Here is a 12,605-nt window from a genome sequence, read left to right on the forward strand (position 1 = left end):
ACAACATCAAAACCAAGAATCATGCAACCTGTGGATAAACGCCAAAATATAGAAAACATCTATCCCCTCTCTCCCATGCAGCAAGGAATGCTATTTCATACCTTGTTAACACCACAAGTAGGCGTGTATGTACCACAAGTTTGCTTATATCTGGAAGGAAAACTAGATGTAAATAATTTACAAACTGCATGGAATCAAGTTGTGAAAAATCATGCAGCTTTACGCACAGCCTTTTATTGGGAACAGCGAGATAAACCTTTCCAAGTTGTATTTCGGCAAGTAGAAATTCCTTGGAATTTTATTGATTGGCAAGGAATACCAGAGGCAGAAATTAAGGTAAAATTAGAGGAGTATTTCCAGAGCGATCGCACTTTAGGATTTGACCTCAAAGAACCGCCATTAATGCGTTTTACTCTCATTGAGCTATCAGATATTAAACATATTCTTATTTGGACACAGCACCATTTAATTCTTGATGGCTGGTCATCAGCATTAGTAATTAAAGAAGTTTGGCAAAATTATTATAACTCCCCATTTTACTATCCTAATTTTCGCCCATACAGTGACTACATCGCCTGGTTACAGCAACAGGATAAAATCGCAGCTAAACAATTCTGGCAAAAGCAACTTCAAGGATTCACCACACCTTCTTATCCCCTGTCTTTTACAAGAAGCGAAAGCAATAACTTCACACCCCAAGAACAACACCGCAACCTCACCCCTAGTCAAACCACTTCTTTACAACAGTGGGCAAAACAGCAACAATTAACCCTAAATACTCTTTTACAGGCTGCTTTTGCTATATTATTAAGTCGTTATTGCAACACCACAGATGTAGTATTTGGTGCAACCTCTTCAGGACGACCCGCAAATCTAGCTGGTGTAGAATCAATGGTAGGGTTATTTATCAACACCTTGCCGGTGCGAGTGCAAGTCTCTGCGACAGAGAATTTAGTTGCATGGTTACAAAAATTACAAGCACAACAAGCAGAAGCTTTAGACTATGAATACACATCTCTCTTAGAAATTCAAGAATGGAGTGAACTTTCACAGGGAACTTCACTATTTGATAGTATTTTAGTATTTGAAAATTATCCCGTTGATACATCGGCAATTCCAGAAAATCAAGAATTACGTATTGTTGATATTCAATCTTTGGAGTGGACAAGTTTCCCCTTAACTGTGTTGGTTTCTATGGGAAATCAATTGTCATTGAAGGTGAAATATGACTGCAACAGATTTACAGATCGTACTATTACTCAATTATTAGAGCATTTCTGTATTGTGTTATTAGGAATGAGTCAACCAAACCAAACTGTAGGAAACTTACCTTTATTAACTCAGCAGGAATACGAAACCATTCATCAATGGAATCAAACAGAAGCATATTATCCCCCAGAATCTATTCATCAACAATTTGCCGCCCAGGTAGAACGCACACCAGATAATATTGCTGTAGTGTTTGAGGATAAACAACTTACTTATAGAGAATTAAATCAACGCGCCAATCAATTAGCCCATTATTTACAAACATTGGGAGTGCAACCGGAAATCCCCGTGGGGATTTATATTGAACGTTCCTTAGAAATGGTTATTGGGATATTAGGTATCCTCAAAGCTGGAGGTTGTTATGTTCCCCTTGACCCCGTTTATCCCGCTTCTAGATTAACATATATCATTGACGAAACTAATATTTCAGTATTATTAACACAATCATCTTTATTAGACAAATTACCTAATTATGACGGCAAAAGTCTTGCTTTAGATACAGATTGGCAGGAAATATCTCAGACATCTGAAAATAATACCACTACATTAGTTAATCCTGAGAATGCAATTTATATCATATATACCTCTGGTTCTACTGGAACACCCAAGGGAGTGATTAATACTCATAGAGGTGTTAGTAATCGGTTGTATTGGATGCAGCAACAGTATAATTTAGAGATAGGAGAACCAGTTTTACAAAAAACACCCTTTAGTTTTGATGTTTCAGTATGGGAATTTTTCTGGACATTACTTAACGGTGGTTGTCTAGTAATGGCTAAACCAGAAGGACACCAAGATACAAATTATTTATTAGAGATTATTGAACAGCAACAAATTACTACATTACATTTTGTGCCGGCAATGTTGGGAGTGTTTTTAGAAGAACCAAATTTAACTGAACGTTGTCGCAGTGTGAAGCGGGTAATTTGTAGCGGTGAAGCATTATCAATAGAAATACAAAATCGCTTTTTCCAGCGTTTAAATAATACAGAATTACATAATTTATATGGACCGACAGAAGCCGCAATTGATGTAACATATTGGCAATGTCAACCTACCAATGATTTACATACAGTTCCTATCGGTCGTCCTATTTCTAATACACAAATTTACCTTTTAAATGACTATTTACAACCAGTCCCTTTAGGTGTCCCTGGTGAAATTTACATCGGTGGTGTCGGAGTCGCACGGGGTTATTGGAATCGTCCAGATTTAACGGCGGAAAGATTTATTAAAAATGCACCCCACCCTAACCCTCCCCTTATAAAGGAGAGGGAACTAAATTTTCCGGTTTCCCTCCTTTCTGCTACTTCCCTCTATAAAACAGGCGACCTTGGTCGTTATTTGCCTGATGGTAATTTGGAATACTTAGGGCGATTAGATAATCAGGTAAAAATTCGGGGATTGAGAATTGAGTTAGGTGAAATTGAAGAGGTACTAAATCAACATCCTGATATTCAACAAACAGTTGTGATTTTGGACTCCAAATTCCCTGAAAATCAGCGTTTAGTTGCTTATGTAGTGCGTTCTTCAACCAGCACCGAGTCAGAATCTTTCACTCAGGAATTACAGAAATTTCTGTTATCTCAATTACCAGAATATATGCTGCCCTCCGTATTTATAATGATGTCAGCTTTACCTTTGTTGCCTAACGGTAAAATCAATCGTCAGGCTTTACCTCAACCTGAGACTATACGCCATGCTAATCAAGCATATCTTGCACCCCGTAATTCTACAGAAACGCTGGTTGCTAATATTTTGGCGGATGTGTTGCGACTGGAACGCATGGGAGTAGATGAAAACTTTTTTGAATTGGGGGGAAATTCCCTCTCAGCAATTCGGGTAACATCACGACTGAGGGAGGCTTTTCAATTGGATTTACCTTTACATAGTGTGTTTGAAAAACCAACAATTGCTGGACTTGCAGAACGAATTGAAATTCTACAACAAACTATTCAACAAATGCAAACTACCCCATCTGATCAACCGGGGCGTAAGGAGATTTCGCTATGAAGACAATAGAAAAGTTTCTGGCACACCTTTATAGCCTAGATGTGAAACTGTGGATAGAAGATGCTAATTTGCGGTGTAGTATTCCTGAAGATGTGCTGACGGATGAACTTGGGGTAGAATTGCGATCGCGCAAATCGGAAATTATCAACTTTTTACGTCAAGCTAAGTCATCTACAAATTATACACAAGCAATTACACCAATAGAACGCAAAAGCAATCTTCCTCTATCTTTTGCTCAACAAAGATTATGGTTTTTAGAACAATTACAACCTGATAGTTATACTTATAATTTACCCACAGCAGTCAGATTGACGGGGATTTTGGATGTTGCAGTGTTAGAGCGATCGCTAAATACAATTATCCAACGTCATGAGGTATTACGCACACAATTTAAAACTGTAAATGGCAATCCTATTTTACAAATTCAGCCGAGTGTCACACTTCCCCTGGCTGTGATTGATTTACAAACTTTCAATCTCCTTGAACAAGATGAAGAAGTCCGTAATTTGGCTTTAAAAGAAGCACAAACACCCTTTAATTTAGCCACGGATGTATTATTGCGGGTGAAAATTCTTCGACTAGCTAAAGATGAAAACGTAGTGTTATTTACCATGCACCACATCGTCTCTGATGGTTGGTCAATGGAAATATTAATTAAGGAATTAGCAACCCTATATACTGCTTTTAGTACCAATCAACCATCACCCTTACCAGAGTTAGCAATTCAGTACGTTGATTTTGCAGTTTGGCAAAGACAATGGTTACAAGGAGAAGTTTTAGAAACTCAACTAGACTATTGGCGACAACAGTTAAGTGGTATCCTGCCAGTATTACAATTACCCACCGACTATCCCCGTGGAAGAGTGCAAACATTTCGGGGTGCAATTGAGTCTTTTTCCCTTTCTTCAAAGTTGAGTCAAGACATCATCAAATTGGCAAAAAATGCAGGTGTCACCCCTTTTGTTACTCTCCTCACAGCTTATAAAATTCTCCTACACCGCTACACTGGACAGACAGATATTCTTGTCGGGACTCCCGTAGCTAATCGTCATCGTCGGGAAATTGAAAGTTTAATTGGCTTTTTTGTCAACACATTAGTATTGCGAACAAATTTAGCTGATAATCCCAGTTTTCAGAATTTATTGCAACAGTTAAAAAATAGCACTTGGCAAGCTTATGATCATCAGGATATACCTTTTGAGAAATTAGTAGAAGTCCTACAACCGGAAAGAGATTTAAGCTTTAATCCTCTATTTCAGGTAAAATTTCGCTTAGAAAATGCCCCTACAGAAAAATTGGAATTACCGGGATTAACTCTCACACCTCTAAATCGGACAGAAGCAAGTGCCAAACTAGATTTAAGTTTGGATATGTACGAGACATCAGCAGGTTTTGTAGGTGCATTTGAATATAACCGAGATTTGTTTGCACCAGAGACAATTAGCCGGATGGTAGGGCATTTTCAAACGCTATTAACAGCGATTATCGAGAACCCAAAACAACAGATTTCTGAATTACCATTACTGACAGAAAGTGAAAAGCAAAAAATCCTCATTGATTGGAATCAAACTGAGGTAGAATTTCCCCGTCATTTAACCTTTCAAGACTTATTTGCAGCGCAGGTAGAAAAGACACCGGATGCAGTAGCGGTAATATTTGAAAATCAGTGTCTTACTTATAGAGAACTCAATCAAAAAAGTAATCAAGTTGCTCATTATCTCAAAGAAAAAGGAGTGAAACCAGAGATAATTGTGGGATTATGTGTAGATCGTTCCCCTTTAATGATCATCGCTTTACTTGGTATTCTTAAAGCTGGAGGTGCGTATCTTCCTCTTGACCCCAATTATCCCCCAGAACGATTGGGATATATGTTGGCTGATTCCCAAGTTCCGATTTTGCTGACACAAGCAAATCTCAAACTTCCCACTCCTCAAAATTATGAAATAATCTATTTAGATACAGATTGGGAAATAATTTCTCAATGCAGTATAGAGAATCCAAAAAGTGAAGTTACACCAGAAAATTTAGCTTATTTAATCTATACTTCTGGTTCTACTGGTAAACCGAAAGGCGTTTTAATTCCCCACATTGGTTTAACAAACCTCACACAACATAAAATACAAGTTTGTGATGTTCATCCTGGTGATTGTGTACTGCAATTTTTCTCTATCAGCTTTGATGCTTCCATTCCCGAAATCATCATGGCCTTGGGAAGTGGTGCTAAACTTTGTCTAGCCAAATCAGAATCTTTACTACCAGGAGAAACCTTACGTAAACTATTACGAGAAAACGCAGTTACTCATATTACCATCACTCCCTCAGCCCTATCTTTACTTCCTTCAGCAGACTTACCACATTTGCGAATGGTACTCGTAGGAGGAGAAGCACCATCTCCTGAATTAATCGCCAAATGGTCAGAAGGAAGACGCTTTATTAATGCTTATGGCCCAACAGAAGTAACAGTCAACGCCAGCATGGTACTTTGTGGAAATGGTCATCCTTTGCTTCCTACAATTCGCCCCAGCGCCAACAAACAACTATATATCTTAGATAATTATTTACAACCAGTTCCTATTGGTGTAATTGGTGAACTTTATATTAGTGGAATTGGTTTAGCAAGAGGCTATTTAAATCGCCCAGATTTAACAGACCAAAGATTTATATCAAACCCCTTTAATCACTTTAATAATCAATCCAGTCCCCCTCCTCGCTTGCGGGGAGAGGCTAGGGGTGGGGTGTTATTAGTAGGAGAAGAATCGCGTTTATATAAAACTGGCGACCTTGCTTGTTACTTACCAGATGGTCGAATTAGACTGTTAGGAAGAATTGATGATCAAGTAAAAATTCGTGGCTTTCGCATTGAACCGCAAGAAGTAGAAACAGTATTATGTCAACATCCTGCGGTACGGGCTGGAGTCGTAATTGTCCGCGAAGATCAACCAGGAGAAAAACGTTTAGTTGCTTATGTTGTTGCTAATGAAATTGACTCTTTAAAAGAAGTTTTAAAATCTTCCTTGAATGAAGAAATTTCTTTCCTTTCTTCTCCCACTCCTTCCGACTTGCGTCGCTTTATGCGAGAGAAGTTACCAGAGTATTTAGTACCTGCGGCGTTTGTAGTATTAACCGATTTACCTCTAACACCTAATGGGAAAGTAGATATTCCTTCTCTTCCTCTACCAGAACGAGTTTTATCAAATGCTGAATTTATCGCTCCCCGGACAGAAATTGAAACGCAATTAGCTGATATTTACGCCCAAATACTCAAGTTAGAAAAAGTGAGTATTGACGATGATTTCTTTGAATTGGGAGGACATTCTTTAATTGCAACCCAATTAATTGCCCAAGCTTTACAAGTGTTTCAAGTTGAATTAACTGTAATGGATTTGTTTGATGCACCGACGGTAGCAGGTATGGCGGAACGAATTTTGCAAAGACAACTAACAACGCAAATTTCAATGATTTCTGATACCGCAAATGATGAACGGGAGGAGTTTGAAATTTAACTATGAATCAATTAATGTATCTTAAACCCAATGTCATTGTAGAACCACTTTTTAATCAGTGGTATGCTTGGTCATATCTAATTTCTCCCGCCACAGCCGCAATGTATATTGCTAATTCTCATATACCAATTATGCAATCTTTTTTGGCTGCGCCCCAAGTACATCAAGATACTTTAAAAAATCCGGCGATGATTGGCGGACCTTTTATCAATCATGATTTTAATCGAGTGGAGAATATTCGATTATTACTAGAAACAACCCAAAAACAACAAGCACAACTTTTAGAACTAGCGCAAGCAATTGAAGACTTAGAAAAACTCTTGGCTAAACATAGTCATGGTTATTCATTAGAACCTTTATATGCTCAAATTCCAGCAGCATTAAAAGGATATGTAGAACTGGTGCAGGACAGTAATAGTTATCCTTCCATTCGCTTTATTGAAGGGCTACTATATCGCAGTTCATATTACAATCCTGCCAATCAATCGGTGAATTTGTATTTAGGTGATGGAGATAAAAGGGCTTTTGTTTTGAGTACACCGCGCTTACCAGATGAGCAAAGTATACACCTGAAGATGGCTTTTAGCGATCGCACTTTTGACCAACTTTTCCAAATGCGTCACACTCCCCACCCCTACAACGATATTCGAGACACCCTAAAAATTCAACCCCACCAAGAAAACCTATTTGCAGACTTTTTCACCACCACACCCCCCAACCAACAACCAGACTACAACGGGGAAGCTGTCCGAGTTCGTTATTTTGGTCATGCGTGCGTTTTAGTTCAAACCGAATCTATTAGTATTCTTTGCGATCCAATTATTAGTTATCCCGATGATTCTGGGGATAATCGTTACACTTATGAACATCTCCCCCCGGTGATTGATTATGTTCTCCTTACCCATAATCACCAAGATCATGTAATGTTAGAAACACTGTTGCAGTTACGCCACAAAATTAAAACTGTGGTCGTTCCTAAAAGCAATAAAGGAATATTAATTGACCCTTCCTTGAAATTGATGCTGCAACAAATTGGCTTTGAAAATGTCCAGGAAATTGATGAATTAGAAATAATTAATATTCCAGATGGTTACATAACCGGATTACCATTTTTAGGAGAACATGGAGATTTAAATATTGCTGCAAAAGCTGCCTATTTAATTAATCTCAAAGGAGGTTCAATTTTATGTGCAGCCGATTCTAATAATATTGAACCCCAACTGTACAACCACCTACAGCAAATCTTTGGAGATATAGATATCCTGTTCATCGGTATGGAATGCCAAGGTGCGCCTTATACATGGGCTTACGGAGCATTATTAACCAATAAAGTATCAAGAAAAATAGCCAAAACCAGAAGATTAGATGGTTCTGATAGTAGCAGAGCGATTGCCCTAGTGCAACAACTTCATCCCCAGCAAGTATACGTTTATGCAATGGGACAAGAACCTTGGCTAACATTCATCACCTCAATTACTTATACTTCTGAATCCAAAGCAATAATCGAATCTAACCAACTAATCGCATATTGTCATAGCCAAGAAATTCACAGCAAACGCCTCTTTGGTTGTGAAGAAATCTTTCTAACACCCAAGTCTAAAACCTCATCAATTTTAGGCAAAATTTCCCCTCAATCTCAACCATCATTACAACCCATAAATCAAACACAAACAGACAATACAATCCAAACATTCCTCACCGAATTGCAGCATTTAGATATTCGGATTTGGCTAGAAGATACCGACAGCATACCCAAACTAAGATGTAACGCTCCCAAAGGAGTTTTAAAACCCACATTAAAAACACAATTGCAGGAACGCAAAAACGAAATCATCGAATTTCTACAAAATGCTGAAAAGACAAAAGTAGAAATAGATTGGGAACAAGAAACCACCCTAGATCCTAATATTATTGCTCCTCCCGCATCTTCCTTATATTCCTTACCTTCCTCATTACTATTAACAGGTGCAACAGGATTTGTAGGCGCATTTTTATTGCGAGAACTACTAAACAAAACCACCGCCTCAATTTATTGTTTAATCAGAGCCGAAAATATTGAAACAGCAAAACAGAGAATCGTTAAAACCTTACAAGATTACCAAATTTGGGATAGCTTATACTCAGAAAGAATTATTCCCATAGTAGGGGACTTAGCCAAGCCAAAATTAGGACTATCTGCACTAGAATTTGCCAACTTAGCCAACCAAATAGACATAATTTATCACAATGGAGCGAGAGTAAATCACACAGAACCTTACAACCGATTAAAACCCGCCAACGTGTTAGGTACACAGGAAATTTTCAGACTAGCAAGCCAAAGCAAATTAAAACCCGTACATCTAATTTCCTCAACCAGCATTTTTGCAGAAAATAATAATAGTAATTTACAGGTAACAGAAGATGATAACTTAGATAAATATGGTATACCTATTGGTGGATATGCTCAGAGTAAATGGGCAGCCGAAAAATTAGCCATAAATGCTATAAACCGAGGAATACCAGTCAACATATACAGATTAGGAGCAGTTTCAGGAGATAGTAAAACCGGAGCATTTAATCAAGACGATTTTCTATATAAACTGCTTTTAGGCTACGTCGAATTAGGCAGTATACCAGATACATCCATGCCCTTAGAAATCTTACCAGTAGATTACGTCTGTAGTGCCATCATCGAACTATCAAAAATAGGATCAAACCATCAAATTTTCCATATCATCCAACCCAAACCCGTTTCCTCAGAGATTGTTTTTGAACAACTAAAAAAAATCGGCTTTCAAATTGAGAAAATTTCCTACCAACAATGGCGAAACAAAATATTAGAAATAGCCCAAAATTCCCCAGAACATATCTTATATCCCCTAATTCCCCTACTACCGAGACAGAGAACCACCAATGAATCACAACCCACTAATAAATTGCAAATTGACAACAGAAAAACCCAAAACATCCTCAATCAACTTATCACCCCATCCACCATAAACGAAAACCTAATACAAACCTACCTCTCCCACCTCATCCAACAAAACTTAATTCAAACAAAACTCCCCTCTTAAAACCTCTCTGCGCCTCTGCGCCTCTGCGTGAATAAAAATCATGATCTCCAACACACCAAACCATACAGAATACGACACTTGGGCTTGGCTATATAACCAAACAATGGGGCCAGAATATTGCCAAAACCAACTAAAACCCCTAGAAAAAATCCTCCTCCCCCGACTAAAACAAAACGCACAAATCCTAGACTTATGCTGTGGAACAGGACAATTAGTGCAGATTTTAATTAATCAAGGATATCAAATAACAGGCATAGATAACTCCACACAAATGTTAAATTATGCCCGTCAAAATGCACCCAACGGCAAATTTATCCTAGCAGATGCACGTCAATTTGAACTTCCCCCATCCTTCGACGCAGCATTTTCCACAAGTGCAGCCCTCAACCACATCATGACAATTCCCGAACTTCAGCAAGTATTTCAAAGAGTATATTTAGCCCTCAAAGATAACGGCTGGTTTCTCTTTGACATCAACCATCACCAACAAATGCAACGCTGGTGGAGAGGTAAAATAGTCGAAGGAGAAATCGAAAATAAATACGCTTGGATGCTGACACCAAATTATAACCCCGACGAACGTAAAGGCTACTTCCAAGTCACCATGTTCCAACAGAAAACCAAACCATCATCTACACTTTTATTGAGAACAATGTGGCGTTTATTTTACCCAATATTAAACCACCGACTTTTATACAAACTCCGAAGAAAACTCCTAACTGAATTTCAAGCCAAAGAAAAAAATTGGCAAAGAATGTCTGAAAAATACCCCGTCAGAGGACATATCCCCGAAGAAATCAAAACTGCATTAGAACAAACAGGTTTCACCGACATTCACATCCTCACCCTAGAAGGAAACCCCACAATAGACGATAGACACTCAGCCTATTTCCTATGTCGTAAACCCGTAAATATTTAAACTCCACTTACTTATAACCTTTCTTCCTTTGCGCCTAACGTACTTCGTACTTCGCTTCGCTGATGCGTGAAAAAAAACACCCATGACAACAACAAAAAACCCCCCACAACAGTATCTAGAAACATTCATCCAAAAATATACCCAACGCACCCAAGCGTCGAAAAACCTAGCCCAACAAAATCGCCAAATACTAGCAGATAAAACCTCAATTGGCATCAAATTCACCCCAGAAATCAAAGAACTTTGCTACCCCATTGCTGTAGAAAAATCCAACGGTTCTCGACTGTGGGATATTGATGGAAACGAATACATAGACATTCTTATGGGGTTAGGGACTAACTTATTTGGACATAACCCCCCATTCATCCAAACAGCCATCGCCGAACAACTACAACGAGGAATGCACATTGGTGTCCAAAATACAATAGCTGGAGAAGTAGCCCAACTCATCAGTGAATTAACAGGTGCAGAACGCGTCACCTTTAGCAACACAGGCACAGAAGCAGTCATGACAGCCGTGCGTATCGCCCGCGCCGCCACAAAACGCCCAAAAATAGCGATTTTCACCAACTCCTATCACGGACACTTTGACTCTGCACTTGTAAGGGCAACAATGACAGAATATGCCAAAAAAGCTGCTCGTCGCGTCATTACCGCCAAATCTGGTAGTTTACTCGGTAGATTAGCCGAACCAATTCAAGCCGTTTTTACAGCCAACCTCAACCCCAAAGCTGTACCCGCAGCCCCAGGTATTCCCAACAGTGCAGCTGCTGATGTGCTGATTTTAGAATACGGTAACGAACATTCCTTAAAGCTGATTCGCAAACACCGCCGAGAACTCGCCGCCGTCTTAGTCGAACCTGTACAAAGCCGTTTTCCCGAACTCCAACCCCGTGAATTTCTGCAACAGCTACGACAAATCACCCAAGAACTAGGAATAGCCCTAATTTTCGATGAAATGGTGACAGGTTTTCGCATTCACCCAGGAGGAGCGCAAGCACATTTTAGTGTAAAAGCAGACATTACCACATATAGCAAAATAGTTGGAGGTGGGCTACCACTTTCGGTAATTGCTGGCAAAGCCAGTTATATGAATTACATAGATGGTGGGCAATGGCAATTTGGTGATGATTCCGCGCCTCAAGTCCCTACAACCTTCTTTGCAGGGACATTTTGTAAACATCCCCTCGCCCTCGCTGCCGCCCATGCCACGTTACAACATCTCAAAACATCTGGTATTGCATTACACCAAGATTTAAATGAACGCACTACGCAGCTTGTCAGTGATTTAAACGCTGATTTGACACAACAGGATATAGCTATTAAGTTTACCAGCTTTGGGTCATTTTTTGGAATAGCAGCTTCCCAAAGTGCAGTTTCCCCAATGGCGACGAATTTACTCTCCTATCATCTCATAGAAAAAGGAATACACCTGCGCCAAGGAGACAAAGGAGGATTTCTTTCCACAGCACACACAGACGAAGATATTAATCTCATCAAAAAAGCATTTATCGAGAGTATTAAAGAATTGCAAACCCAAGGATTTATAAACAAATAGGAATAAAACCATGCCACAAATCGGAAAATACTGCAAAGCTTATCTACTACAACAACTGCGTCAATATAAAAACTGGCAAGAAAACCCAAACCTCCAACAACAACTAACAGAAGATAGCATTCTCTACATACAAGAAAACTATGTAGTAACAACCGGAATTTATCTCGACGAAAACATCATATTTAATCATATCACCCCCGAATGGCAAGAATTTTGTCAACAGACCTTACAATTCACCATTCCCACCACCTCATAAAACCTTCGCGCCCCTTTGCGTTAAAAAATAAAAA

Annotated in this window: 6 protein-coding genes; all 6 read left to right on the top strand. The window is 39.0% G+C overall.

From position 1 onward, the window contains the following. The first annotated feature begins 21 nt into the window (after positions 1–21). The 6 genes from ACM0OP_RS01120 (at position 22) to ACM0OP_RS01145 (ending at position 12,571) form a co-directional block, all read left to right on the top strand. The gene (locus ACM0OP_RS01120) at positions 22–3,282 is read left to right on the top strand and encodes an amino acid adenylation domain-containing protein (RefSeq protein ID WP_414526546.1); all 3,261 of its coding nucleotides are present in this window, start codon (positions 22–24) and stop codon (positions 3,280–3,282) included. Further along, complete coding sequence (locus tag ACM0OP_RS01125; RefSeq protein ID WP_414526547.1) at positions 3,279–6,785, top strand: non-ribosomal peptide synthetase; 3,507 nt, start codon at positions 3,279–3,281, stop codon at positions 6,783–6,785. The genes ACM0OP_RS01120 and ACM0OP_RS01125 overlap by 4 nt, the downstream gene beginning before the upstream one ends. Before the next feature lie 2 nt (positions 6,786–6,787). Continuing rightward, positions 6,788–9,838 (top strand): thioester reductase domain-containing protein, encoded by a 3,051-nt coding sequence (locus ACM0OP_RS01130; RefSeq protein WP_414526548.1) that lies wholly within the window; start codon positions 6,788–6,790, stop codon positions 9,836–9,838. A gap of 40 nt (positions 9,839–9,878) precedes the next feature. Continuing rightward, positions 9,879–10,757, top strand: coding sequence for a class I SAM-dependent methyltransferase (locus ACM0OP_RS01135; RefSeq protein ID WP_414526549.1), 879 nt, complete (start codon positions 9,879–9,881; stop codon positions 10,755–10,757). An 82-nt stretch (positions 10,758–10,839) separates the two neighbouring features. Next, the gene (locus ACM0OP_RS01140) at positions 10,840–12,315 is read left to right on the top strand and encodes an aspartate aminotransferase family protein (protein WP_414526550.1); all 1,476 of its coding nucleotides are present in this window, start codon (positions 10,840–10,842) and stop codon (positions 12,313–12,315) included. Between the two features lie 10 nt (positions 12,316–12,325). After that, positions 12,326–12,571 carry a hypothetical protein gene (locus ACM0OP_RS01145; RefSeq protein WP_414526551.1) on the top strand — a complete coding sequence of 82 codons (246 nt, stop codon included), beginning with the start codon at positions 12,326–12,328 and terminating at the stop codon, positions 12,569–12,571. Positions 12,572–12,605: the final 34 nt, after the last annotated feature.

This window comes from Nodularia chucula CCY0103, assembly GCF_963923915.1.
In the GTDB taxonomy this organism is placed as follows: domain Bacteria; phylum Cyanobacteriota; class Cyanobacteriia; order Cyanobacteriales; family Nostocaceae; genus Nodularia; species Nodularia chucula.